We start from the raw sequence: 26288 nt of genomic DNA on the forward strand, positions 1-26288 counted from the left end.
TCTTTGGTGATGATGGGTTTGCTGGTAGTGTCATTAGCTGAATAAGTGCCTTGTAAGGGTGCTACCCAGATGAGATATGAAACCATGCTAAGGTTTGCAACTTACACGCCCGATAAACTCGGTTACTCATATTTAGTCAATTTATGCTTCTTAACTGCTAGACGTTACAGTGACTTTTTGATAATCACAAGTACCTAGAGTTAGATATAAGGTAATAAGTCGAACATTTTTGGTTGTATTTAGATTATTAATAATTGTAACATTTATGAGAATAATTTGACTACCGAGAAACCCGAAAATTCGTGGTTGCTTGGGGTCGTCTAATGCCGTAATTTTACTCAGAAACTTATACCTGAAGCTGCTCACGCAAATTCTTTAAGGAAAAAACACGTTCCTCATATTTGTTAAAATATCTCAATGTTAACCATAATGTTTCTCCTGTAATGATTGCTTAATGTTTTTGGAACAGGGGACTGGTGATTGGGAAGAGGTTATAGATAATTCTCCCCCTGCACCCTGCCCCCTTGCCCTGAGCGTAGTCGAAGGGCTGCCTCCGACTAACTTATCGGGCAGTAATCTTGAATGGTTTTGACATCTAAGGTGGTGTTTTGCAGAGAACGGATAGCGGCTACAGTGGCTTTGGCTCCAGCAATGGTGGTAATAATAGGTATTTTGTAAGCTAAGGCTGTGCGACGGATTAACCTGGCATCAGTATGGGCTTCTTCTCCAGAAGGTGTGTTGATAATTAGTTGAATTTGTTGGTTTTTGATAGCATCGAGGACGTGGGGACGACCTTCATGAAGTTTGAGTATTGACTCAATCTTTAACCCTTTTTCCTGAAGGACTTGACGTGTACCTTGGGTAGCTATGACGTTAAAGCCTAAGGTAATAAATTCCTTGACTACATCTACTGCAAGTCCTTTATCGCGATCGCTCATAGAAACAAATACACTACCCTTAAGAGGTAGCATTTCCCCAGCACCTAACTCAGCTTTAGCAAAAGCGCGGCCAAAATCGCTATCAATTCCCATCACTTCCCCTGTTGAGCGCATTTCAGGACCGAGGATGGTATCCGTACCGGGGAACTTACTAAAAGGTAATACCGCTTCTTTGACAGCAATATGAGCAGGAATAACTTCTTGAGTAAAGTTCAATTCCTCCAAAGTTTTACCCGACATAATTAAAGATGCGAGTTTTGCCAGTTGTATGCCTGTAGCTTTAGAAACAAAAGGCACGGTACGAGATGCTCTGGGGTTAGCTTCCAAAATGTAAACTTGGGGAGAATAACTATTTGCACCGACTACGGCAAATTGAATATTCATCAAACCGACAACAGACAAGGCTTGTGCTAGTTGGACAGTCCAAGTGCGAATTTGATTTAAAACGGCTGGAGATAGGGAAATGGAAGGTAAAGAACAAGCCGAATCTCCTGAGTGAATACCCGCTTGCTCGATGTGTTCCATAATGCCGCCGATTACGACTCTGCCAGTATGGTCAGCGATCGCATCTACATCAACTTCAATGGCATTTTCTAAGAACTTATCAATTAAAATCGGGTGGTCTGGTTCTACCAACACCGCAAAAGTCATGTAGCGTTCTAACTCTGCATCAGAATAGACGATTTCCATCGCCCTTCCTCCCAACACATAGCTAGGACGTACAACCACGGGATAACCAATGCGTTTCGCAACTATTAAAGCATCTTCAAAACTTCTGGCCATGCCATTAGGCGGTTGAGCAATATTCAATTTATTGAGAATCTTTTCAAATCGCTCCCGGTTTTCTGCCATGTCGATAGAATCGGGGGATGTACCCCAAATTTGGGGAATGGGGAAATCAGGACTAGGAACGGGACATTGGTAAATATCACCAGTCGCTAGTTGCTCTAAATATTGCTGTAAGGGAACTGCTAATTTTAATGGTGTTTGTCCGCCAAACTGGACAATTATCCCCACGGGATTTTCAGTGTCGATGATGTTGAGAACATCTTCTTTGGTTAACGGCTCAAAATACAAGCGATCGCTCGTATCATAATCTGTAGAAACTGTCTCAGGATTAGAATTGACCATAATTGTTTCATAGCCTGCACCATGTAAAGCATAAGCAGCGTGACAACAACAATAATCAAACTCAATTCCTTGACCAATACGGTTTGGTCCCCCACCCAAAATCATCACCTTGGGTTTGGTAGTGGGTAAAACTTCCGTTTCTTCTTCGTAGGTAGAATAGTAATAAGGAGTCAGAGCTTCAAACTCAGCCGCGCAAGTATCCACCGTTTTGTAAACTGGAATCACTCCTAAGTTCTTGCGGTATGCCCTAACTTCATCTTCATTGGTTTTAGTAGCATAGGCTATTTGGCGATCGCTATAACCATCCCTTTTCACAGCGTACATTTGCGCTTTTGTCAACTGCTTTAAGGGTGTGCGTTTCAGGAATTTCTCCACTTCTAGCAGTTGTTGTAATTTATCTAAAAACCACGGGTCAATCGCCGTAAGTTCATAGATTTCTTCATTACTCATCCCTAGTTGCATAGCATGACGCACAGAAAAGATGCGTTCGGGGTTTGGTGTCCGCAATTGGGCGCGAATTTGTTCCCCACTAGGTAATTTTTCGGCTTTGTCACAACCCCAACCAGCGCGACCGGTTTCTAAAGAACGCAATGCTTTTTGGAAAGATTCGTTAAATGTCCGGCCAATGGCCATTGCTTCCCCGACAGATTTCATTTGGGTTGTGAGAACCGGTTCAGAACCGGGGAATTTTTCAAAAGCGAAGCGGGGAATTTTGGTGACAACATAATCAATTGTCGGTTCAAAGGAAGCGGGGGTTTTCTTGGTGATGTCGTTTTGCAGTTCATTCAAGGTGTAACCCACAGCTAACTTAGCCGCTATTTTGGCAATGGGGAATCCTGTGGCTTTGGAAGATAAGGCAGAACTGCGGGATACACGGGGGTTCATTTCAATCACCACCACATCCCCATTTTCAGGATTCACCGCAAACTGGATATTAGAACCGCCGGTTTCTACACCTATTTCGCGGATAATTTTAATCGCCATATCCCGCAACCGTTGATATTCTTTATCGGTGAGGGTTTGGGCAGGGGCGACGGTGATAGAATCACCTGTGTGAATCCCCATTGGGTCGAGGTTTTCGATGGAACAGATAATGACAACGTTATCTGCTAAGTCACGCATGACTTCTAGTTCATATTCTTTCCAGCCTAATAAAGATTGATCAATGAGAATTTGCGACACGGGACTGGCATCAATCCCTACTTGTGCCATTTCTTCAAATTCTTCTTTATTGTAGGCAATACCGCCCCCAGTACCTCCCATTGTAAAGGCTGGCCGGATGATCAGGGGATATGTACCAATTTGGCGTGCGATCGCTTTTGATTCTTCTAAAGTCGAGGCTGTACCACTAGGACACACTGCCACCCCAATTTTAGCCATTGCTTCATTAAACAGTTTTCTGTCTTCGGCTTTTTCAATTGCTGGTAACTTCGCACCAATTAACTCGACGTTGTACTTTTCTAAAACACCATTTTTCGCCAAAGCCACAGCCAGGTTAAGGGCGGTTTGTCCTCCCATTGTGGGTAATAGAGCATCTGGACGTTCTTTAGCAATAACTTTTTCTACTATTTCCGGTGTCAGCGGTTCAATATAGGTGCGGTCTGCTGTTTCCGGGTCGGTCATAATCGTAGCTGGGTTGGAATTCACCAACACCACTTCATAGCCTTCTTCTCGCAAAGCTTTACAGGCTTGAGTTCCAGAGTAGTCAAACTCACAGGCTTGGCCAATCACAATCGGACCAGAACCTAACAGTAGAATTTTACGGAGGTCTTCACGACGGGGCATAGTTTGTTACCTTGAAGTATAAAAATACAAATCTTGATTATTGTAAGGGTCTTTACCCCTCCTCATGCTATTTATTATCCAGTTTTCCGGTTTCTGATGAGCCAAAGCCGAAAAAAGAATGGGATGTTGGTCAAAGAAATGACTCTGTTTCCTTACAGTCACCTTTTCAATTTTTATAACTTAGATGATAACGATATTGATAAAAACTTTTATTTATACGTGTGATCTTAATAAAATTAATTATCAATAAATTTAGAAATATCCGCTATGGTCTTTATTTAAATAACAATGAATATTGAATAAAAATAGCAATTATTTTATATTTCAGTTAAATAACAATTTATTACCTAAGTTTTTGGTTAAAAATAGCAGAAAGGTAAAAGTTGACCTCTCTGCTTAAAAATATCATTTTTTAATAGCCTGTAAAGCTAATTCGCACTATTGCTAGATGAGATTAATCACAATGATGTGAAATTTAGTTTTCAGCAGATTGGACAAAACCCAAGGTTAAACTATCCTTAGCCAAGAAGTGGGCTAAATGATAAGCTCTTTCTTCTGTTTTTAACAAGATTTTTTCATACAGATAGCGTGTGGCTCTATCTCCTAAACTCTCAGCCTGAGAAGCTTGACGGCGAATTACGCTAATCATAGCTTGTTCTGCTGCTAGGTCATTTTCTACCATCTTGCGGGCAGCATATGCGCCATCACTTTCAGGCTCAAAGCAGCATAATTCAGCTAATTTACTAAAGCTTGCCGCAGGTACACCACCCAAACCATTTAATCTTTCGCCAATTTCATGGATGTGATCTTGGATTTCTGTGTAGCTGTCGTTAAAAAACTCGTGCAGGGAATAAAATTCTGCACCTTCAACTACAAAATGGTGTTTTTGGTACTGTAAGTACAAAGCTTGAAAACTCGCTAAGACTACATTAAATCCTTCAACTACTGGAGCAGTTACACTCCGATCTAGCAGGACAGGATTGTCATATACTTGACCAAAATTTTGTAACAAAGTTTGTGTATCAGACATGGTTCTCCTAGCTTTTTAGCAGTTTTATTTTTTTACTGCTTAGTTTTTATATATTAACATTGAAAAAAATGAAAGCAAGTCTATTAAATATTACAGAATTTTTAATTTTAACTGCTACTTGTAGCAAATTAATTCCCAAGCTAGATGCTAAAAGTTGAATTTTCATATACGTACCCAATACTATATTTACTAATGAGTTTAAGTGCAAATATATACATAGTAATAAGTTATAAATATAAAAATGCAAAATATTTGCAAAATTAATGACAATAATTTGCACTTACGCTATTCTGAATTAAAGAGGCTTAACTCTAACCAACTCCCCATTTTGGGGGGTAAATAGCTTGTGTTTACTGCAAGTTTGTTGCACTTTGAGGGCAATTCGCTTGAAATCTTTTAGCTCAGAAACAGGAATAAAGCACGTTGTTGAAGTGAATTGGGCAGACCGTTGGCAAGTCTATCAGCGTTTAAGAGAGTTAGAAATTCCCTCTTGCTGCGAGACTAACCAGCCATTACAGGTGCAAATTACCAGTCCTCAGGTAGTTGTTCAACTTTGGAGTGTGATGCGACAATTCACCGCATCTCGTCAAGAGCTAATTTGCACTCTTGAACATTGTTGGCGTAGTCGCTACCAAAAGTTTTAGTCGGTTGACAGCTTATCCTTCATTGAAAATAGGTGAAAAAAATGAGTGTATCTCCCAGTGTAGAAGTAGCAGAATTTTGCCTTGAAGGAAGATTTTTAGAGTTTGTGATTAAAGACGGTTATAAGCTCAAGGGCTTATTGCTGGCGACTGTTGAAGGTCAATGCTATGTGAAGTTAGCCAAACATTTACGGGTAGCTTTCGATTTACGTCTACCTAAAGGTACTTGGTTGCAAGTTGTGGGAACAAAAAAGTACGACTCTAAAAAGGGAGAAGAAACTCTCAAAGCAGAACGGGTAATGGCTGCACGTTCGGAAATGGGAAGATTTCCACCCCAAATTAGTCACACCATGAAGCAGTTACCAGAAACTTCTGCGAAAAATCGCACCAAAGAAAAATCGACTCAGACTAAAGCTACAATTTTGGTCTGTCAAAAGTCTGATTGTATGAAGCGTGGTGGTAAGGCTTTGTGTCAGGCTTTAGAGAGAGAGTTGGAAAATAATGGTTTAGATAATGTAATTATTAAAGGTACTGGTTGTATGAAAAACTGTAAAGCGGGACCAAATCTAGTCATGCCAGATAAAACTCGTTATAGTCGCATACAAGCTACACAAGTGCCGACGTTGATAGATAAGCATATTGGTGGGGAAAGTCGAGAAGAAGCAAAAGATGCAGTTGTGAATATACCCAGTTATGCTGAAGTTTATTGAATAGGTTTTAAACCAATCAAAATAATTGCTGATGCTCCATTTTGATGGAGCTTTAACTTTATACTGAAGCAGCTTGAGACTATTACGAACAGCACCATTCAAAAAGTGATAGCGATATCACTGTTTCCACTCGCGCAACATAAAAAAGAAATACTACTATTTCAGGACTTACGCAACTAGCTTACTTTGTAGAGTGCGTCAGACCCGATAATTTAGCACACAACAGATTTTCTCTATCTGACGCACCGCACTAATATGCGATTCCAGAAGCCTGAAACTAGACAATTTCCTATGTGAAATTTGTACAATGCATAAGTCCTAGTAATGATAGAATTTAGCTTAACTGCTAAGTTTAAATAAATGACCACAACAGTTGCAAAAATAATTACCATAGAAGAATTCTTAAAACTGGGTTACATAGATGAGTCACCAGCTTGGGAATATATTAACGGAGAAGCAATTCAAAAACCAATGGGTGGTGGTAAACATAGTCTTTTACAAAAACGATTAGTTGCAGTAATTGACACAGCAATAAGTGATTATTAAGCATTTCCAGAACTGCGTTATAGCTGTGGAAACCGTTCTTTAGTTTCTGATATTGCAGTGATTAATACCGAAGAAATACCATTAGATGAAAGCGGTGATATTATTAGCAGTGGAATTAATTTTGCACCAGCTTGGGTAATTGAAATTCTTTCACCTGCTCAAAGTCAAACTAAGGCAACTGGCAATATTTTACATTGTATTAAACATGGGACTAAATTTGGATGGTTGCTTGATCCAAGTGAGCGTTCAATTTTAGTTTATCAGCCTCATAGTTTACCAGATTTGTTAACTGGAACAGATATATTACCCATTCTAGAAGGTGTGAATTTAAAAATCACAGTTGAGGAAATATTTGGTTGGTTACAAAGGAAGAAGTGATAGATTTAACCATCAGAAATAACTTGATTATTTAACCAAATAACCAAATCATTAACACTGGTAAAATCCAACAAAGCTAAACCTAAATTCTCCAAATCTTCCACAGATAACCTATTGATTTTTACCTGTAAGTCTTGACTAAATGCACCAATACGCCGTTCAAGTAGACGTATTACAATATTGAAAATTACCTCATAACGAACTTCTTGATAATATCTGGTATTTTTTAAATCACTAATACTAAACATTCTTGCTAACTTCTGGGGACTGAGACGGGGTAATTTGTAGGAAACAATAGTCTGAATTAAATCTAGCAAATTCTTTTGCAGACTGGCATCAGATAAATCTGACCTGGCTTGTGATAACAAGTTTCTCGCTAAAGTAGGAATTTCTTTTTCATTCTCCACAACTAACTTCAGAAATTGATCTGGCTATTGTCGCTCAAAATGAGGATGATTAATGGTCAGACTATATGCTGATGAGAATTTTCCTCTTGTCTAGCAAGTTGATCACCATGTCTTACCAAAAAAATTTTTCTTTGCCACCACATATGTAAAAAATAATTACAATAGTGGAAGTTGTTTTAAAATTTGTGATATGACCCAAAAGCATTATTTAATTAGTTACGATTTATACAATGCTGATTCGCAAAGGTACTCTGATTTGAACGAGCAGATTCAAAGCTTGGATAGCTACGCACAAAAGTTCTTAGAAACTACCTGGATAGTAACTTCTGATCTTTACCGAGTCGAAATCAAGAAGAATCTTGAGTCATCTGAAGTAATCAAGCACGCTGATGAATTACGAATTATTGAGGTCAAGAACTACAAAGAAAACAAGTATTACTACTGTAATCCTTCTTATTACTATTGTGATCCTTCTCCAAAAGATATATTTTTTCTAAGTGATATAGAGCAGAAAAAAAATTATTTTGTGAGTTTGGGTGATATTAAATCACACTATTTAATCAGTTACGACCTAAAGAAAGACATACAACACAAGAGAAATTACGAAGCTTTGGAGGAGGTAATTAAGTCCTTCGATAGCAACAGCCGAAAATTGTTGCGAACCACCTGGGTTGTTAGTTGTAATCTTGCAACAGATTACAATCGTATCGCTGAAGTTCTTTACTCGTCGGATCTAATCAATGAAAGTGATAGACTATTGATTATTGAGGTTAATCCTCCCGACGAAGGTAAATATTACTACAGTCATCCTGATTTTAATTAACTAGACCATATATGACCCACTTCTTGCTCTAGTCTGATTCAGATTAGAGCAAGATCACTAAATTTCTTCGTGTAGAATATCATCTTGTGGATATCTACCGCTAAAAATTAATATTTGAAAATAGATACCCTACAATCAGTTGTATCAAGCTACTTTCGTGTGATTGATTTGATTACAATAATATAGGTGAAGTATGTCTGTACTCAGAAAAATTCGTATTGGTAAAACTGAAATCATAACGAATCATAAATTCGGTAGAGAGGAAATTACACTTTTTACTCTTTATGGAAGGGAAAAAATAAATGAATTTTTATTAAAAACTAGTAGACATTTTAGAGATGTATTTTCTATTTCGTGGGAAAAATATCAAACTGATGCCAAGCGATACTATCATTCATCTTTTTTAAAAAAGATGAATCAGGCAAAATCATTTAAAAAATTTTTACTAGCTTTTTGTTTACAACAAATGCTACAAAAAGAAAATTTCAAAATGCCTTTTGAAGAATTTTATCTACCAATGCTGATAGAAGGACATGACAACTATCAAACTAACAGAGAAACTGGCGCTCAAGGATTAGTAGTAGGTATTCTTGTACATTTAGCTGCTATCTACCCTAAATATAAAGAATGTCTATTCGAGTTAAATCATTCATTAGATATCATAGAAAACATAAATTCTGGTAGGGTTATATATCTAGATGCTAATTTAGCTTTAACATACAATCAAGACATAAAAAATGAAGGTTTAGGTGAACTATTATGCGGAGCTAAAAAGATATCTGAAATCTGGACTTACGATAAAACAGACCTTTTTGTACCTCTGAATTCGTTACGTAAAGCTAAGAAAGCATTAGCCGACTACAAAGGTATACCTCGAAAAGGTGAGTTAATGGGAAATGACTCGGAGCGTTTTGCTAAATTTTTAGGTTTAGAAATAAAAGACAAGTATGCGTATATGCCTAAATACCAAGATATAAAACAATTTAGTGGTAAAGGATTCAAAAAGTGAGTTTACATTTTATTGTAAGCATTTAGTAGGTTGAGTTAGGCTTGTAACCCACTATTAATATTGAATTATAACCCCCTCTATCTCACGACAAAGGGGGTGAGAAAATGCTATTAAGCAGTGAAATACTTAGCTACAGGGTGATAAGTAATAATCGCCGTTGTCGATTGTTCAGGATATAATTGCTCACTTTCATCCATGTGCATCTTCATCCTATCAACCCCCAGCAACTCCAACTGCTTAAACTGATCTTGGATATTCGGACAAGCCGGATAGCCGAAACTATACCGAGAACCTTGATAACGCTGCGCCAAAATATCCCGAATATTATTCGGTTCAGCATCACCAAAACCCAACTCTCGACGGATTCTGGCGTGTGTCCATTCCGCTAAAGCTTCTGCCACCTGTACCGCCATACCATGAAAATACAGATAATCAGTGTATTGATTATTGGCAAATAACTTTTGTCCAAACTCCGTTGCAACTTCCCCCACAGTCACCGCTTGCATGGGGAAAACATCAATTATTCCCGACTCCTTCGGTGCAAAGAAATCTGCAATACATAACCTATTGAAAGACTTCTGACGGGGGAAATCAAAACTTGTCACCTGTTTTGACTGATTTTCTACATCATATATATGTAGAGAATTCCCCTCGGACTGACAAGGGAAATACCCATAAATCACATGAGGATGCAACAAATTTTCTTCAATAATTCGCTGTTTCCAACTTTCTAAAACTGGATAAACCTTCTCAGCCAAAAATGCCTGATATTCCTCCTTAGATTGTTCTTTTGGCTTGCGGAATTGCCATTGTCCGGCAACCAAAGCTTGCAAATCTAAATACCAGAATATCTCCTCCAGAGAAATATCATCATGTTGTAAAAACTGAGTTCCCCAAAAAGGTGGCTGAGGACGTTCAATATCTACTGCTACAGCTTCCGAACGCCGAGTATCTATTTCTTTGGGTTCAGCAGAGGCTTTTTCTTCAGAGGAGATTTTTATTGCTTCCTTATGACCATTTATTGATTCTTCATTTTCTCCTAATTCATCCAAAAATCCCTGCAAATCATCCCAATTACCACCTACTTTCGCAGGCATTAATTTATCCATAAAATGCAAATCAGAAAACGCATCTTTGCCATAAACGACCTTACCTTTGTAAGCATTTTGGCAATCTTGATACACAAACTTAGGAGTTAACGCCGCACCGCCTAAAATTACCGGTACTGTAATACCATTTTCGTTGAAAGTCTGCAAATTATCTTTCATAAAAGCGGTAGATTTCACCAGCAAACCACTCATGGCAATACAATCAGGTTTATGCTGTTGATAAGCCTGAATAATATTTTCCACTGATTGCTTAATTCCTAAATTAATTACCTTGTAACCGTTGTTAGATAAGATGATATCTACCAGGTTTTTGCCAATGTCGTGAACATCACCTTTCACGGTTGCAATTACAAAAGTCCCCTTGGAATTATTCCCAGATTCTGATTTCTCCATGAACGGTTCTAAATACGCAACTGCCGATTTCATCGTTTCCGCAGATTGCAAAACAAAAGGCAATTGCATTTGTCCTGAACCGAACAACTCACCCACAACTTTCATCCCATCTAACAAAAATGTATTGATGATTTCTAAGGGAGGAAATTGTTCTAAAGCCTTTGTTAATTGTGCTTCTAAGCCAATGCGCTCACCATCAATAATATGACGTTTCAAACGTTCTTGAATGGGGAGATTTTCATCAATTCCCGTATTACGTTTTGTTTTAACCCCTGCAAAAATTGTTGTTAGTTCTCCTAAAGGATCATAAATGCAGACATCACCATCAAATTTCCGTTCATCGTAAATTAACTGACGACAAACTTCTTGATGCTGAGGTTCAATTTTAGCAAGTGGTAAAATTTTATTTGCGCTGACAATTGCTGCATCCATTCCCGCGTTCATTGCTTCATGCAAAAACATCGAATTCAGAACCATCCGCGATGCAGGGTTCAAACCAAAGGAAATATTGGAAACACCCAAAATTACATGACTTCCAGGCAATTCTCGGCGAATACGGCGAATTGATTCAATGGTGGCTTTACCGTTTGCTCGATCTTCTTCAATTCCCGTAGAAATAGGTAAAGCTAGTGTATCAAAGAATATTTCTGTGGGGGCAAGTCCATATTCTACAGCTTGACGGTAAGCACGTTGGGCAATTTGAAACTTTTTCTCTGCCGTCCGCGCCATGCCATCTTCGTCAATTGTACCAATAACTACACCTGCACCATACTTTTTGGCTAACTCCAACACTTTTAAAAATCGCGGTTCGCCGTCTTCATAGTTAGTAGAATTGAGCAAACACTTACCACCAGCTACCTTTAGTCCTGCTTCCATTTTTTCCCATTCGGTGGAATCGAGCATTAAAGGCAAAGTAACATTATTGACAATTCGAGAAACTACCTCGTGCATATCACGCACGCCGTCACGTCCTACATAATCAACGTTAACATCTAGGATGTGTGCGCCTTCTTTAACTTGACTCCTCGCCATTGACACCAAACCATCCCAATCTTCCGCATTTAGTAAGTCACGGCATTTCTTAGAACCACTGGCGTTGAGACGTTCACCGACAATCAAGAAAGAATTATCTTGCTCATAAGGCTGAGTAGAATAAATTGACGCTGCTGCTGGTTCTAAACTCGGTTTTCTAACTTTCGGTTTTAACTCCTTGGCAATTTCTGCCAATTGTTGAATGTGTTCTGGACGTGTCCCACAGCAACCCCCAATCACTTGGACACCTAAATCTTCGATAAAGTGCATTAAAGACATCCGTAATTCAACGGGCGTTAGTCTGTAATGCGCTTGACCACCAACGTTTTCCGGTAAACCCGCGTTAGGAATACAGGAAACTACGAAAGGCGAATGTTCTGATAAATACTTGATGTGTGGTTTCATCAAGTCTGGTCCAGTGGCACAGTTTAAACCGAGAATATCAATGGGGTAAGGTTCTAGAATTGTCAGTACGGCGCTGATTTCTGTACCTACTAGCATTGTCCCCATGCTTTCCATTGTCACGGAAACCATTAAGGGTCTTCTTTCGCCTTTTTTGGCAAAAACTTCCTCAATCCCATTTAACGCCGCTTTAATTTGCAATACGTCTTGGCAAGTTTCCACCAGAAATAAATCGACACCACCATCAAACAAAGCTTCTGCTTGTTCAGCGAAGGAGGCTTTCATGGTGTCAAAATCAATATGTCCCAAGGTGGGGAGTTTGGTTGTCGGACCAATAGAACCTGCAACAAATCGGGGTTTTTCTGGTGTAGAAAATTCCGCAGCGACGCTTTTAGCAAGTTCTGCGGCGGTTTTGGTGAGGTAGTAAGCTTGGTCTGCTAAGTCATATTCTGCTAGAACTATGGACATAGCGCCAAAGGTGTCGGTTTCAATGACATCAGCACCAGCAGTGAGAAAGTCACGGTGAACTTTGGCGACGGCTTCGGGTTTAGTGTGGACTAGGTATTCATTACAACCTTCATACTGTGCGCCTCCAAAGTCTTCCGCTGTGAGGTTTTGGGTTTGTAAGTTGGTTCCCATTGCGCCGTCAAAGACGATAACAGGACGTTTTGGACTATGTAGGTGTTCTAGGAAAGAATGTTTCATATTTTCTGAAATCAAGTTTTGTTAGTTTTGTGATTCTAGACTTAGTTTATTATTTTCCAAAATTTAGACGTATTTTTTAGACAACAAGTATTTTAAATCTGTGGATTGTCTATGATCCTGATGATATAATTTACGTTTAAACACAATATGAAGCTTTTAGTAATAGGTAAATAATGTATAAACTTGTCTTGCCCAGTCTCGACAAGGATTCTGGAAGATGCATATTGAAATTCTGTCGATGTCGTCAATGTCAAAATATTATGCACACACAGCATATCTAGGTCGAATGCAATACAATCGAGGGCGGAGAAACCCCGCCCCTACAGGCTTGGCGATGAAAAACTGTACTTCATAACATCAGGAAGTGCTGTAAGTAGGTAGGCACAATTAAACATAATTATGTGAATAAAATTAATGAGGCGCAAACCCTCTTCCCACTTGCTTTCCACTGTTTGCCTGATCCTAAAGATAAATATTAACGCCCACCTACTCAGTAAAGTTAGACTATAGACAGATGAATAGGTAAAAAAATTTATTTACCTTATACCTTAGTATAATAGTTACTTTTATTTTGCGAAATCAAAGTATTAATATTAACGTTAACAATATTACCAGTATTAGATATATGAGATTTAGAGACTGGGCAACTAGAGTAATGCTAATCTTTTTTATGTTCGCTGCTCTGGTTTTGGCATTGTTTGTGGGTGGTTCCAGACAGACGCAAAGTAATAACATTACTTCAATTCCAGAAACTACAGCTTGGAGTCAATATCCACAGGCACAATTGCAGACAGTAATAACGACGGAGAATAAGGAGCCAAATTTACCTAAATCTCCGGTGAATACGAATACCATTCCTAAACTTAGTAAAGTTAATACAATATACGCAACTACGGCGGCTTTTTCCAAATATAGACCTAATTTTGCTAAGGCTGATGTGCATCCTAGTAATTATGGAGAACGCTCTACCAGAGATGTTAACGGTGTCCCGTTAAATAATCAGGCGGTTATCGTAATTCATGAAACTAGTAATTCTGCTTCTAGTGCTATTAATTTTTTTCAAACACCCCATGATGATGAAAATGTACAAGCGAGTTATCACGCTTTAGTTACTTTAGATGGGACAGTAGTTTATCTTGTTCCACCAGATAAACGGGCTTTTGGTGCGGGTAATTCTGTGTTTGAGGGTGTTAATGGCCTGGAAACTGTGCAGACTAATCAAACTTTACCTCCATCTGTAAATAATTTTGCTTATCATGTGTCTTTAGAAACGCCTTCAGATGCTTGGGGTAAAAATGATATACAGGGTCATAGTGGGTACACAGATGCTCAATATAATTCTTTGGCTTGGTTAATTGCTCAAAGCCAAGTTCCAGATGATAGAATGACCACTCATCGGGCTGTAGACCGTTCTGGACAAAGAGCAGATCCTAAAAGTTTTGATTTTGAGAAGTTTTTTAATGTACTTCATAGCTATCGGCAGCTAAGACCGATTAATACTGCTAATAAATAATATATGCATTTATCATATCTGTTTCGGCTGGTAATGAGTAATTGGGAAGAGCAATTATCACATTCATAATCATTTCAGGCAATGTGAGTGTCAGCAGATTTTCTGGGTTTCACACGTAACAATAAGCTTTTACTCCAATAGTTTGTTGATTAAGGCAGTAAAAATAAGGTAGTATAAATACATAGATGAAATTAATTTAAATAGCAAATATTTTACAGGAAGTTTATAGTGTCTTTTTCTGTTTTTAATTGAATAAACAGTAAATTGGTATTGTAGCTATCTAAAATCATAATCTTAATGTTTAAAAGATTTAAAACGACATTTGCATTGGTTCCTCTATCGTTGGGAGCAGTTGCCATAACAGGTTTAATACAACCAGCTATGGCTGTTAATTTAGGAATCGCGCAAAACTATAATGTCTTTGTCTTTGGAGATATGAATCAAAGTTCAGATTCCGAAGGTCGTGTAGCTGTTGGTGGTAATGCAACATTGACTAATTTTGGAATTGCTGACCGTCTCAGTAATTCTAATGGTACAGATACTCGACTGGTAGTAGGTGGCAATTTAACCTACAATAATGGTCAGATTTTTGGTGGTAATGCTGTTGTTGGCGGTACTGTTAACACCCCTGTATATTTCAACTGCTCTCCTAATTGTGGTGTTAGTTCAGGTCAGCCGATTGATTTTAATGCTGCACGCTCAGAGTTAACCAATCTTTCTGATTACTTGGGTGGATTAGTTTCTACAAATACTACAGAGTATAAATGGGGCGGAATTTACCTTCAGGGAAGCAATAGTGATTTGAATGTTTTTACAATTGATGGTTCCAAATTTTCTAGCAGCAGTTACTTCAATTTGCAAGGAGTGGGTAGTAATTCTACTGTAGTGCTGAATATTTTAGGAAATAGCGTTGATATCAAGTATTTTGGCGGGTTTAATGGTGTTAATAAGCAAAATGTTTTGTTTAACTTTGTGGACGCAACTCAAGTAACAACTACTGGGTTCTCATTCCAAGGCAGTGTACTTGCTACTAAAGCTAACGTTAATTTTTCTAACGGTAATGTGGAAGGTACTTTAGTTGCTTCTTCATTGTCTGGTAGTGGCGAATTTCACAATGTACCATTTACAGGAATTCTTCCTAATTTACCAGAGCCAGAACCTCCTCACTATTGGAATCCTCCTGCTGAAGAACCTGTTGTCAACAAAGTACCAGAACCAGGTAACACTTTAGGGCTATTGATTTTAGGAACTTTATTCACATTTTTGCGCCGTTCTCAAATTTTTTCAAAATGTTTATGGGTAGCTGACTCATTAGAATCGCACAGGTAAAGCATCAAATCCCTTAAAAACTAAGGTATTACGACGGGGAAGGGGGGGTCTTGTCGAATCAAACTGAAGATTTGGGAACCGCTTCAGCAAAGTAGAGAAGCAAATATTTAATTCCATCCGCGCCAAAACTGCACCTAGACAGAAATGGATACCAGGACCAAACGCTAAATGTTCATTAGGCGATCGCTCAATATCAAAATTGTCTGCTTGAGTAAATTTTGCTGGGTCGTGATTAGCTGCTGCTAATCCCAACGCAATCACACTACCTGCGGGAATTTTTTGACCACCAATTTCTATATCTTCTTTGGCAATGCGAAATACAAAGGACACTGAAGTGTCATAGCGGATGATTTCTTCAATCGCTGATGAGATAAGGGCGGGATTATCTTTGAGTTTCTGTAGCTGTTCAGGATGATTGAGCAAAGCTGATACCCCATTGGGTATTAAATGAGTAGTAGTTGAACGGCCGGCATTGAGAATGAGAATGCACAGGGAAGGTAATTCTGCAAAATCCAGGTTTTGCTCTGTGTAAGCCATTGCCAGCAAGCTAATCATCTCTGTTCCTGGTTTTTGACGGCGTTCAGCTACGAGTTGGTTAATGAAAGCCGTGAATTGAGCAGCACTAGTATCAGCTTTTTGCGCCAATTCTTCTATATTGTTACCAGATGGAACGCCCCAGAAAGTACTGATATCCGTTGCCCACTGAATTAGGTTAGGGCGATCACTTTCTGGTACACCAAAAATCTTGGCGATAATTAAGCTAGGTAAGGGTACAGATAGGTCAGAGACAATATCCATATAACCCTGATGTTGCACTTGATCTAATAAGGTATCAGTCGTTTTTTGAATAATGCCCCGCCAGCTTTCTAAAGCACGGGTTGTAAAGCCTTGATTCGCTAGTTTTCGCATCCGCGAGTGATCAGGTGGATCTTTTTCAATCATCGAGTTATCCGTCAGTTGCAAAAAGTTTTGAATCAAACTGACATCTAGATTGCCTAATTGCTGAATAAACAAAGTCCGTCGCTCAGAACTAAGCCGTTCATCTCGCAACGCAGCTTCTACATCTTGATACCGAGTTAAAATCCAGTAGCCCAAGGATGCTTCATAGTGAACTGGATCTTCTTCGCGGATACGTTTGTACAATGGATAGGGATTAGCAATTATTTCTGGTGCAAATAAGTCATAAGTTAGGGACTGATTGCGTTTTGCTAAACTACTTTGGTCATCTTCTCCATTTAATCCTAAACGCTCTGGGGGAATTAATAGGGTAATAGGTGTATGCATAATTAGTAGGAGATTACGAGGTTTGCGGAGTAGGATTTATGGCGTTGCATAAGTGCGGGATGAATTGGTCGTCGAAATCATCCCAGGATATGGCTAACGCCAAGCTGCGCTAACAGCAACGCCGGATTTATTTAGGCATTTTGACGTTTTTTCATGCCCAAAAGTCTTTCAACTAAACTATGAATGGTTTTCTCCTAATTTAGAGTTGGTGATCCTCCCAGAGTAAAAGTTTGATAAATAATTTATCTCTATCGAGCAAAAGATATACGTCCTATACAATTTCTACTTATGGAATGATTTGGGCAGAACTTTTTTATAGTAGTCTTTACGCGATGTGCGACTTATTGTTTCTAGGACTTACGCACTCAGCCAAGTTGAGAACGGTAGAATAGGCGTTTCAACTTCTGGAGAGATTCTTCGCTGCGCTCAGAATGACAGTTTTCCGTTTCAGTGCGTGAGTCCTGCTTTCGTAAAAATCTTCATTTAGTTGTAAATAAAGAACGAAAAATCAAGATTTTACAGCACATCTGAGTTGAAAAAATAGGCGTTTTTGGATTAGTGGGATAAGTTCGTGTATAAACAATGGAAAAGAAAATTTTCTGGATTGACGGGTGGCTGACTAATAACGGGTTAGTTTTCTTGGGGTAATCCGGCTAATCTGCGTTTATTCCAGATTGAGTAGGGAACACCTACAAAAGCTCCCAAAATTAGATAAGCCACCAATGTCGGAATCACCTGCTGTTGTACATGATTCAAAATAGCAATAAACAAAGCTAAACCAAAATTGCGAGCAATACAGAAAATCGCCAAGGTAGATCGGGTATCATCATCGAATCTGCCTAAAGCGTGTCCAATTCCTAGAGAGGCAATCACCATAATTGCGATCGCTACCAGTGGTAATTCACCAACTTTGGAAAACATTGGCAGCCCTAAGATGCACACTAAAACAACCAGCACCAAAAAGAGACTGTTAGCAATAAAAGTCAAGGGTTTAGCAATCTTTTGGGTAAATGTAGGCGCGAACTTTTGCATCAAAATACCGAGACTGACAGGTAATAACTGCACCATAATCACTTGTCGGGCAACGTCCACAATTGCTACCTTTTGAGAAATACTCGCAAATAAGGTGGCGAAAATTGCCAAGGTGATGGGAGTAACAAAAACCGCCAGTATTGCCAGAGTTAGCTGAAGACTGGCTGAGTAGTGGAAGCTGCCTCCAGCCTGTTGCGCTCGCTTTGTGGTCAGAGGCGCACCCGGAGAAGCTGCCAGTAAAGCCAATCCGATCATCACTGCCGATGGTAAGTTAAACAGTTTCAACAGCAGAATAACTACTAGAGGCACTAGCACAACAACCGCTAAAAGCGCACGGAATACTAAGGCAGGTTTTCGCGAGAAGGAGCGCATCTTTGCAAAAGAGAGGTTGCACCCTATGGCTAACATCAGAGAAAAAATAGTGACTTTAACGAGAACCAGTAGTATTAGATGGTGCATGGCTTGCAAATGCTTGCTCCTGGGTGATAAAAAATCACTAAAAAATTCTGAAATCGCACTGAGTCACGACAACAAATTGCCTAAATATATGCTCAAATCCAAATGTTTTTAAATCCTCTACATTTGGGAGGATTAAACCATTTGAACAGTTTGCTGGTTAAGATATCTGGGAATAGGGGTGATAGTGGCCAAGCGATCGCAACATGATTAAATACTATGGAGGGAGGGGTCTCCCCTCACAAGGGTAGGTATTTTACATTGTCGTGAGGGCAAGACTTGGGCGACAAGGCAAGACTTGGTGACCGGAAGAAGCAGGGGGAAAGGGAGCAGAGAGCGGGGGGAACAAGCCCTTTCCCTCTGGGTGGAGCGGAGCGGAACATGGGTACAAGCCCCGTCCTTCTAGGACACTTATACGGGGCAGAGTCCAAGCTCCGTCCCGGTCTTCCCCCTTGCCCCCTGCCCCCTGCCCCTTTTCCTCTTCGTGACAAGGGAGGAAAACCGTAGAGGATTATGTTTTTTTGGTAACGATAACACTCCGTTAACAGACTATTGTACGTATAAATTCTTCCTGGTCTTGCCTTCACAGATAATATTAAAAACCTACCCCTGTGAGGGGGAAACCCCGCCCCTACGGGCTTTATCAAACAGAATTCAGGAGTCAGAATGGGCAGGAAAGCCTATTTACTAAAGCTGTAAATTTTCTGTGTCTCCAAGCGATCGCTCAACGATGAAGGCGGTGTATCATGGGTGAAATGCTGTCGGTCTAGTTGTACTTGCAAATTACTCAAGGGATCACTACCGGCAGAAATGAGAAATTCTAGCTTGTGGATGTAGGGTAAATTTACTAGTTCATCAAGAATTTGGCAGATTGCTTGCAGGTAAGGATGACCATTTTGCTGATACCAATCTGATTCAGCCACGTTGGCTTGGTCAAAACCCAAGTGTACAGTTAAAGATGGTTTATCAAATAGTGCGATCGCCAATGGACGAGCTTCTTCCTGTAACAATAAATCATGAGTTCTCACTAAATGGCGCAGTTTTTCTAGCCTTTCATAGCGTTTGATCACTAATTGCGGGTCATCTTCCCAATGCAAAGCTACTGTCACTAGATAACTTTGTAACAGCATATGCCCTAATTTTTTCGCTTTAGTCGCTAGGTAATAGGAATTATAATCATTAGCCTCAATTAACAAGGGTAAACGATCCACCACTTCCAAACCATAACCCTTGACACCAGCAATTTTACGGGGATTATTGGTGATCAGGCGAATTTTTTTAATGCCTAAATCCATCAGCATTTGCGCTCCCATACCGTAGTCCCGCAAGTCAGCAGGAAAGCCCAAACGCTCATTTGCTTCTACTGTATCCAGTCCCATATCTTGTAAAGAGTAGGCTTTGAGTTTATTAACTAAACCAATACCCCGCCCTTCTTGTCGCAAATAGACAACAACACCTTGACCGGCAGACTCAATCATTTTCAATGCTGCTTGCAATTGCATTCGACAATCGCAACGCAGAGAACCCAAAGCATCACCTGTTAGACATTCTGAGTGCATTCGCACCATGACTGCATCATCTTGGAAAGTTGCGGGATCTCCTTTGACAATAGCGACGTGTTCTGTATTATCTAGGGTGTGACGATAGCCGTAAATATCAAATTGACCAAATTGACTCGGTAGCTTGGTAACAATTTCTCGATATACCAAGCGATCGTTTTGGAGACGATAACTGATTAAATCGGCAATGCTAATAATTTTTAGCTTATGATTTTGGGCATATTGTACTAACTGCGTTAACCGCGCCATTGAACCATCAGGGTTTTGAATTTCACAAATTACCCCGGCGGGATACAACCCAGCTAATCGAGCTAAATCCACTGCTGCTTCAGTATGTCCTGCTCGTTTAAGCACACCTCCTGCCCTAGCTCGCAGTGGGAAAATATGACCAGGACGGCGTAACTCTTCAGGTTTTGTGGCTGGGTTAAGAGCGACTTGGATAGTACGGGCGCGGTCTTCCGCTGAGATGCCGGTGGAGACACCTAAATGAGGGCCAGCGTCAATGCTAACAGTGAAGGCAGTTTGGTTAGTATCTGTCAGAGTACTCACCATTAATGGTAAGTCTAGTTCATCCAAGCGATCGCCTGTCATGGCTAGACAAATTAGCCCTCTAGCTTCCACCGCCATGAAATTGATCATGTCAGGTGTGGCAAATTGGGCGGCACAAATTAAATCGCCTTCATTTTCTCTATTTTCGTCATCTACTACCACAATGACACGACCTGCTTTGAGGTCGGCCAAAGCGGCATCTATCGAATCAAATTCAAAAGCTTGGCTAGTCTTAGGCTGTGACACAGAAAATTTCCAGCTACCAACGTAAATTTTTTTTACAATTTCTTATTCTAGATTGTAGCCTGTTTATCGGAACTGGAGTGATCATGTGTCAGCACTCAGCACTCAGATAGATCCCCGACTTCTTGAAGAAGTCGGGGATCTGGTTGTTAAGGGGTGATCGCTATTCATAGAATGCGGAACTTCGCCCAAATTTCCGAGGAGATTTCATAACCAGGCGCGAATTCATCAGTGTGGGAAGGCTTGAGAACTTTTCCTAAATTCCAATCCATATCACCTTCACGGGGTAGGTAAACAATAGCAGGACGGCGACCTTGTTTTAATTCGGGTTTATAGCCTTCCCTGATAAACCAGTAACGAGAGGGTTCATCAAAGGGGTAATTTAGGATGGGTCCGTTAACTTCGTAGGTCATAACATCCTACTTTGTATTTCCTGTACTTTAATTTAATTTTTATTGCTAATCTCTTGATTAAGAAGATTTAGTATTCATAACCAGTAAACCAATACCTCCTGCAAAAAAGAATGCAGAAAGAATTAATTGATTTGTTCCTCTGCTTTGCATTTCTTTTTCATAACGTAATCCACTTGATTGAAATCTCTGCTGAATAGGATCAGTTGTAGCATAAGAAACTTTACCATTATTAAGCCAAAGTGCATTTTCACCATAGGGTGACTTAGTGTTTATGTCTTTAATGCCAAGAACAATTAAGATAAGACTAATTGCTAAACAACCAAAACCAATTTTTTTCTTCATACTACTTTATAGTATTGAAATTACTAACTACTAACAACTTATTGTCCCGCCAATCTTTAACTTGTTCCCTGATTTGGTTCACTAGCACCATTTCATAACCAGGGGCGAATTGATATGGAGGTGAAGGTTTTCATCATAATTTTTTAACCGCCATGTATTAATCTCAATCTGGAAAAGCATCTTCTCCACCCTCCGATAGTAACCAATCGAGATGTTCTTGTTCTTCTCTGGCTTCATGTCTCATGTCCTCATCCCTTTCTTTTTTACTCTGTTCCCTTTCTAACCGTTCCAACTCAGATGGATCAGATATAGTATCTTGATAAGATTGCTCGCTGCGTTGAAAGGCTTCTTCCAAACTTTCACCAAATCCAGGTATACTCACAGTCACATTTAAAGGCTCTCCTGATGGATCAGTAGATAAGAATTTTTCAACTCTCCACGTTGTTTCAGGAACTGAACTATTTTGTAAATTCACACAAAGAATAAACTTTCTCTTCTCAGAACTACAAGATAAAGTGAAATTTGATGATTCAAAAAAAGAAAAGCCGCGTTCTTGAAAAGAAAAACTTAAACTACTTAAATTAATTTCTCTGTCATATCTGCTACACACCTCTAATATTTTCTCTTTTGTCAAAGGGATATTTGCTCTGACTAATTCTGCAATATTTTGAGAATTTTCCCTGAAACTTCTCATTCTTGCTTGCTGAAAATTAAAATCAGCTTCTAACAAGGTTTCCCCAAATCCTGACGGTATGGCATCAAAATCTAATATAGATATAGAGTCCAGCTTTTTAGGCAACAGCAATACTAACCACTTTTTTTTATTTATCCCATATTCATAATAAGTATAGATTTTCTCCATATAACTTGCATTGCTTATAAGTTGACGTTTTAGTTGTAGATTATAGAATAAAGAATCTCTATTACTGATAATTTGATTTAATAAATGTTCTTTCGCTCTAAAAGACAAATTAAAGTAATATGGAGATGAGCAAACATAGAGACGCTTTATATTTCTGATACTTAGTTCATCATTATAATCACCATCATAATAATTATCTGGATCTCCTGTTTTAATATATTTTAGTATAAAATTATTGGTTGTTTTTTGTCTATGGAGATTAATTTCAGTGTAGAAATTAATTTCAATCGTTCTTTTCGTACCTGGTAAAATGTTCGGGTCATAAATAGTACAGTAATCGAGAAACTGGTCTATATTTTCAATTTGTATTTCTTCAGAAAATTCTTCATTAATATTGATATTCATTTAATTAATCTCCTTACAAACTCTTAACAACCAACAATTCATTACCCCGATCATCAATCACCTTAACCACAACCTGTTTATGTCCCCCTGCTTTAAAAGGTGCGCTGGTAGTTCCTGCTAGGTGTTCCCAAATGAACTATCAACTGCTTTTTATGAATTGCTGGATGTAGCAAATGTCATATTAAATGATATAATCATATTTAAAAGCAGTTGTAAATATTTTTTCTTGATTATTTTTTGTTTAGTTTGTTTACTAAATAGAAAAGTACCGCAATAAAACTTCAGTAAATACCCCAGTATTCACAACAAAGTTAGGTAATCACAACAATTGAGTTAAACTAAGAAGCGATAAAATCCACCCAAAAAGTTGAGTAATGGGTATTGTCTAGATATTATATTAGATTACAGTTTTCAAACCGTACATAAGAATCAGGTTTTTAGCCCCATCTTTCCTAACTCCTAATAATACAGCAGATTACAAATCCATGAGGTAGAAACTGAATAACCAAAACATGGCTTACGCCACGCTGCGCTATCAAGCAGCAAGAGTGTTTTACCTCCTGCCTCCTGCCTTCTGCTATATATAAGCTAAAAGACGATATTTGCTATACAATGCAGCGAAAGTTCAATAATAATTCAGTTGTCAGCGATGAGCTACAAGCTTGATTGTTGATAGCTAATATTAGATCAACCAAAAGCGGATAAGGATTTCAGATCATGGGTAATTTAAGACGCGTACCAGTTGGGATTGTTGGCGCGTCAGGTTATGGCGGAGTCCAACTAGTCAGACTCCTGATGGATCATCCAGAAGTTGAACTGGTTTATTTAGGTGGTGAAAGCAGCGCCGGGAAATCATTTGCTGACCTTTACCCCCATTTCGTTAATATAGTTGACTTAAAAATTGAAGCAGTAGAAGCTGAAATAATTGCTAGTCGTTGTGAAGTCGTATTTCTGTCATTACCCAACGGACTAGCTTGCGAAATCGCACCTCAACTGATAGAAAAAGGATGCAAAGTACTGGATCTGAGTGCAGATTATAGATTTAGTGACTTGACAACTTATACAAATTGGTATGGAACACAAAGAAGCGATCGCACTGTTGCAGCTACAGCAGTTTATGGTTTACCGGAATTGTACCGCGATCGCATCGCCGAAGCTCAACTTATAGGTTGTCCCGGTTGCTATCCCACAGCCAGCTTACTGGCACTTTCACCACTGCTCAAACAAGGCTTAATAGTCCCCGAAACAGCCATTATTGACGCTAAATCAGGTACATCTGGCGGTGGACGACAAGCTAAAGTTAACCTCTTATTAGCCGAAGCAGATAACTCCCTCGGTGCTTATAACGTCGGCAGACATCGCCACACACCAGAAATTGAGCAAATTTGCAGCGATTTAGCCGGACACGAAGTAACAGTCCAATTTACACCTCATTTAATCCCTATGGTGCGGGGAATTTTGGCAACTGTATACGCTTCACTGCGCGATCCTGGATTAGTCCGTGATGACTTAATTACAATTTACACAGCCTTTTACCGTAATTCCCCTTGGGTGAAAATTTGTAATAGCGGCATTTATCCCCAAACAAAATGGGCGTGCGGTAGTAACGTTTGCTATATAGGCATAGAAGTTGACCCCCGCACAGGTCGCGTTATCGTCATGTCAGCCATCGACAACCTGATTAAAGGTCAAGCAGGACAAGCAATTCAATGTATGAACCTGATGCTAGGCTGGGATGAAACCTTGGGGTTGCCAAAAGTCGGATTTTATCCCTAGTACTGAGTCACGAGTCCTGAGTCTTGAGTAACTTATTCACTCAGAACTCGGTACTCGGTACTCACAACTTACTTAGGTCCTAAACCAACCGTACCAGCATAGATAGCGCGATCGCCCAATTCATGCTCAATCCGGAGTAAGCGGTTGTATTTTGCTACCCGTTCACTACGACAGAGAGAACCGGTTTTAATTTGACCAGCGCGAGTAGCCACAGCCAAATCAGCGATCGTGGTATCTTCAGTTTCACCAGAACGATGACTAATAACTGAACGGAAACCGTTGCGATTTCCCAAATCAATGGTTTCCAAAGTTTCAGTCAGTGAACCAATTTGATTCAACTTAATCAAAATCGAGTTAGCAGCTTTTTGCTCAATGCCCTTTTGTAAGCGAGTAGCATTAGTGACAAATAAATCATCACCTACCAACTGCACTTTTGAGCCTAACTTCTGAGTTAGTAATTGCCAATTTTGCCAATCTTCCTCATGCAAGCCATCTTCAATGGACACAATTGGATATTCATCAACTAATTGTCCTAAATAATCAACAAACTCACTTGGTGCATGGGGTTTGCCATCATAGACATACTGGCCATTTTTGTAAAACTCACTTGCAGCCACATCCAAAGCCAAAGCCACCTCTTCCCCAGGCTTATAACCAGCTTTTTTAATCGCCGCTACCAGCAATTCTAAAGCAACTTGATTAGATTCCAAATTAGGCGCAAAACCGCCTTCATCACCTACACCAGTCAGCAAACCTTTTTCATCCAATACTTTGCTGAGAGTTGCAAACACTTCCGCACCCCAGCGCAAAGCTTCTTTGAATGAAGGAGCGCCAATAGGTACAATCATAAACTCTTGAAAATCAACGTTATTGGAAGCGTGCGCTCCACCGTTGATCACATTCATCAAAGGGACAGGTAGCAAATTTGATAAAGGACTGCCCAAATAGCGATATAGGGGAACATTCAAAGACTCAGCACTAGCTTTTGCAGCAGCCAGAGAAACCGCCAAAATTGCATTTGCACCCAAATTCGCTTTATTAGGTGAACCATCCAAAGCAATCATTGTTCTGTCTAAGGCTTCTTGGTTGAGAGCATCCAAACCTAACAATTTTGGTGCTAGTACCTCATTGACGTTCTGTACCGCCTTAAGTACCCCTTTACCTCCATAACGGCTTTTATCATCATCCCGCAGTTCGTGGGCTTCAAATGTGCCAGTAGACGCACCACTGGGAACCTGTGCTAGTCCGACAACACCATTAGCCAAATGTACTTCTGCTTCCACCGTTGGTCTACCCCGTGAGTCGAGGATTTCGCGGGATACAATTGCTTCAATAGCGGTATCTAGAAATGCAGTCATTCGTGTTTTGTCCTTCGTTTCTATGGTGTTTAAGGGATAAGACTTTACAGTTTAGTCCTAACCCAATCGTTAGCATAGGCGTTTCCGAGGCAAAATCGCCTGACATTAAAGAAGATTTCCAATAGCGA

At 39.5% G+C, this 26288-nt stretch carries 18 protein-coding genes and 1 pseudogene; 8 read left to right on the forward strand and 11 right to left on the reverse strand.

Annotated elements, in window-relative coordinates; translation table 11 throughout:
* Positions 1–557 precede the first annotated feature (557 nt).
* Positions 558–3854, reverse strand: a complete 3297-nt coding sequence (gene carB, locus ACSQ6I_RS07925) for a carbamoyl-phosphate synthase large subunit (protein WP_438889814.1) — start codon at positions 3852–3854, stop codon at positions 558–560.
* Between the two features lie 475 nt (positions 3855–4329).
* The gene (locus ACSQ6I_RS07930) at positions 4330–4884 is read right to left on the reverse strand and encodes a Dps family protein (protein WP_438889815.1); all 555 of its coding nucleotides are present in this window, start codon (positions 4882–4884) and stop codon (positions 4330–4332) included.
* 386 nt (positions 4885–5270) lie between these two features.
* Between ACSQ6I_RS07930 and ACSQ6I_RS07935 the strand changes: the two genes are divergently transcribed.
* The 3 genes and pseudogenes from ACSQ6I_RS07935 (at position 5271) to ACSQ6I_RS07945 (ending at position 7159) form a co-directional block, all read left to right on the forward strand.
* On the forward strand, positions 5271–5528 hold the full coding sequence (locus tag ACSQ6I_RS07935) for an Asr1405/Asl0597 family protein (RefSeq protein WP_438889816.1): 258 nt from the start codon (positions 5271–5273) through the stop codon (positions 5526–5528).
* Between the two features lie 41 nt (positions 5529–5569).
* Positions 5570–6235 (forward strand): (2Fe-2S) ferredoxin domain-containing protein, encoded by a 666-nt coding sequence (locus ACSQ6I_RS07940; protein WP_438889817.1) that lies wholly within the window; start codon positions 5570–5572, stop codon positions 6233–6235.
* 360 nt (positions 6236–6595) lie between these two features.
* A pseudogene (locus ACSQ6I_RS07945) lies at positions 6596–7159 on the forward strand (Uma2 family endonuclease).
* A 5-nt stretch (positions 7160–7164) separates the two neighbouring features.
* On the opposite strand, the gene ACSQ6I_RS07950 reads toward ACSQ6I_RS07945, so the two are convergent.
* Positions 7165–7578: a DUF4351 domain-containing protein gene (locus ACSQ6I_RS07950; protein ID WP_438889978.1), complete on the reverse strand. Its 414-nt coding sequence runs from the start codon at positions 7576–7578 to the stop codon at positions 7165–7167.
* Positions 7579–7756: 178 nt separating this feature from the next.
* Here ACSQ6I_RS07950 and ACSQ6I_RS07955 point away from each other — a divergent pair, with 178 nt between their 5' ends.
* Positions 7757–8389 carry a hypothetical protein gene (locus ACSQ6I_RS07955; protein ID WP_438889818.1) on the forward strand — a complete coding sequence of 211 codons (633 nt, stop codon included), beginning with the start codon at positions 7757–7759 and terminating at the stop codon, positions 8387–8389.
* Between the two features lie 193 nt (positions 8390–8582).
* On the forward strand, positions 8583–9398 hold the full coding sequence (locus tag ACSQ6I_RS07960) for a hypothetical protein (RefSeq protein WP_438889819.1): 816 nt from the start codon (positions 8583–8585) through the stop codon (positions 9396–9398).
* Between the two features lie 110 nt (positions 9399–9508).
* Here ACSQ6I_RS07960 and metH read toward each other — a convergent pair whose 3' ends face one another.
* Positions 9509–13039, reverse strand: a complete 3531-nt coding sequence (gene metH / locus ACSQ6I_RS07965; RefSeq protein ID WP_438889820.1) for a methionine synthase — start codon at positions 13037–13039, stop codon at positions 9509–9511.
* Positions 13040–13664: 625 nt separating this feature from the next.
* On the opposite strand from metH, the gene ACSQ6I_RS07970 reads away from it, so the two are divergent.
* Together ACSQ6I_RS07970 and ACSQ6I_RS07975 are read left to right on the forward strand one after the other, a co-directional pair.
* Complete coding sequence (locus ACSQ6I_RS07970) at positions 13665–14552, forward strand: peptidoglycan recognition protein family protein (protein WP_438889821.1); 888 nt, start codon at positions 13665–13667, stop codon at positions 14550–14552.
* 297 nt (positions 14553–14849) lie between these two features.
* On the forward strand, positions 14850–15881 hold the full coding sequence (locus ACSQ6I_RS07975; protein WP_438889822.1) for a choice-of-anchor A family protein: 1032 nt from the start codon (positions 14850–14852) through the stop codon (positions 15879–15881).
* On the opposite strand, the gene ACSQ6I_RS07980 is transcribed toward ACSQ6I_RS07975, so the two are convergent.
* From ACSQ6I_RS07980 to ACSQ6I_RS08005, 6 genes are all read right to left on the reverse strand, one after another.
* Complete coding sequence (locus ACSQ6I_RS07980) at positions 15864–17165, reverse strand: cytochrome P450 (RefSeq protein WP_438889823.1); 1302 nt, start codon at positions 17163–17165, stop codon at positions 15864–15866. The genes ACSQ6I_RS07975 and ACSQ6I_RS07980 overlap by 18 nt on opposite strands.
* A gap of 630 nt (positions 17166–17795) precedes the next feature.
* The gene (locus ACSQ6I_RS07985; RefSeq protein ID WP_438889824.1) at positions 17796–18656 is read right to left on the reverse strand and encodes a bile acid:sodium symporter family protein; all 861 of its coding nucleotides are present in this window, start codon (positions 18654–18656) and stop codon (positions 17796–17798) included.
* A gap of 677 nt (positions 18657–19333) precedes the next feature.
* Positions 19334–21007, reverse strand: coding sequence for a bifunctional 3,4-dihydroxy-2-butanone-4-phosphate synthase/GTP cyclohydrolase II (gene ribBA, locus ACSQ6I_RS07990; RefSeq protein WP_438889825.1), 1674 nt, complete (start codon positions 21005–21007; stop codon positions 19334–19336).
* Positions 21008–21171: 164 nt separating this feature from the next.
* Positions 21172–21417 carry a hypothetical protein gene (locus ACSQ6I_RS07995; RefSeq protein WP_438889826.1) on the reverse strand — a complete coding sequence of 82 codons (246 nt, stop codon included), beginning with the start codon at positions 21415–21417 and terminating at the stop codon, positions 21172–21174.
* 57 nt (positions 21418–21474) lie between these two features.
* A complete protein-coding gene (locus ACSQ6I_RS08000) occupies positions 21475–21759 on the reverse strand; it encodes a hypothetical protein (protein ID WP_438889827.1) in 285 nt (94 codons plus the stop codon).
* Between the two features lie 163 nt (positions 21760–21922).
* Entirely contained in the window at positions 21923–23026 is a 1104-nt protein-coding gene (locus ACSQ6I_RS08005; RefSeq protein WP_438889828.1) for a hypothetical protein, read from the reverse strand.
* A gap of 717 nt (positions 23027–23743) precedes the next feature.
* Here ACSQ6I_RS08005 and argC point away from each other — a divergent pair.
* The gene (gene argC / locus ACSQ6I_RS08010) at positions 23744–24802 is read left to right on the forward strand and encodes an N-acetyl-gamma-glutamyl-phosphate reductase (protein WP_438889829.1); all 1059 of its coding nucleotides are present in this window, start codon (positions 23744–23746) and stop codon (positions 24800–24802) included.
* A 68-nt stretch (positions 24803–24870) separates the two neighbouring features.
* On the opposite strand, the gene eno is transcribed toward argC, so the two are convergent.
* Positions 24871–26160 carry a phosphopyruvate hydratase gene (gene eno, locus ACSQ6I_RS08015; protein ID WP_438889830.1) on the reverse strand — a complete coding sequence of 430 codons (1290 nt, stop codon included), beginning with the start codon at positions 26158–26160 and terminating at the stop codon, positions 24871–24873.
* Between the last annotated feature and the right edge of the window lie 128 nt (positions 26161–26288).

The sequence above is a fragment of the Anabaena sp. WFMT genome (assembly GCF_051781005.1).
Taxonomy (GTDB): domain Bacteria; phylum Cyanobacteriota; class Cyanobacteriia; order Cyanobacteriales; family Nostocaceae; genus Anabaena.

What these genes read in the sequence shown, in the direction of transcription:
- ACSQ6I_RS08000 (WP_438889827.1), bottom strand. Translation starts at nt 21,759, where the DNA reads ATGAAGAAAAAAATTGGTTTTGGTTGTTTAGCAATTAGTCTTATCTTA.
- ACSQ6I_RS07930 (WP_438889815.1), bottom strand. Translation starts at nt 4,884, where the DNA reads ATGTCTGATACACAAACTTTGTTACAAAATTTTGGTCAAGTATATGAC.
- ACSQ6I_RS07960 (WP_438889819.1), top strand. Translation starts at nt 8,583, where the DNA reads ATGTCTGTACTCAGAAAAATTCGTATTGGTAAAACTGAAATCATAACG.
- ACSQ6I_RS07940 (WP_438889817.1), top strand. Translation starts at nt 5,570, where the DNA reads ATGAGTGTATCTCCCAGTGTAGAAGTAGCAGAATTTTGCCTTGAAGGA.
- ACSQ6I_RS07970 (WP_438889821.1), top strand. Translation starts at nt 13,665, where the DNA reads ATGAGATTTAGAGACTGGGCAACTAGAGTAATGCTAATCTTTTTTATG.
- eno (WP_438889830.1), bottom strand. Translation starts at nt 26,160, where the DNA reads ATGACTGCATTTCTAGATACCGCTATTGAAGCAATTGTATCCCGCGAA.
- ACSQ6I_RS07995 (WP_438889826.1), bottom strand. Translation starts at nt 21,417, where the DNA reads ATGACCTACGAAGTTAACGGACCCATCCTAAATTACCCCTTTGATGAA.
- metH (WP_438889820.1), bottom strand. Translation starts at nt 13,039, where the DNA reads ATGAAACATTCTTTCCTAGAACACCTACATAGTCCAAAACGTCCTGTT.
- carB (WP_438889814.1), bottom strand. Translation starts at nt 3,854, where the DNA reads ATGCCCCGTCGTGAAGACCTCCGTAAAATTCTACTGTTAGGTTCTGGT.
- ACSQ6I_RS07955 (WP_438889818.1), top strand. Translation starts at nt 7,757, where the DNA reads ATGACCCAAAAGCATTATTTAATTAGTTACGATTTATACAATGCTGAT.
- ACSQ6I_RS07980 (WP_438889823.1), bottom strand. Translation starts at nt 17,165, where the DNA reads ATGCATACACCTATTACCCTATTAATTCCCCCAGAGCGTTTAGGATTA.
- ACSQ6I_RS08005 (WP_438889828.1), bottom strand. Translation starts at nt 23,026, where the DNA reads ATGAATATCAATATTAATGAAGAATTTTCTGAAGAAATACAAATTGAA.
- ACSQ6I_RS07985 (WP_438889824.1), bottom strand. Translation starts at nt 18,656, where the DNA reads ATGCACCATCTAATACTACTGGTTCTCGTTAAAGTCACTATTTTTTCT.
- ACSQ6I_RS07975 (WP_438889822.1), top strand. Translation starts at nt 14,850, where the DNA reads ATGTTTAAAAGATTTAAAACGACATTTGCATTGGTTCCTCTATCGTTG.
- argC (WP_438889829.1), top strand. Translation starts at nt 23,744, where the DNA reads ATGGGTAATTTAAGACGCGTACCAGTTGGGATTGTTGGCGCGTCAGGT.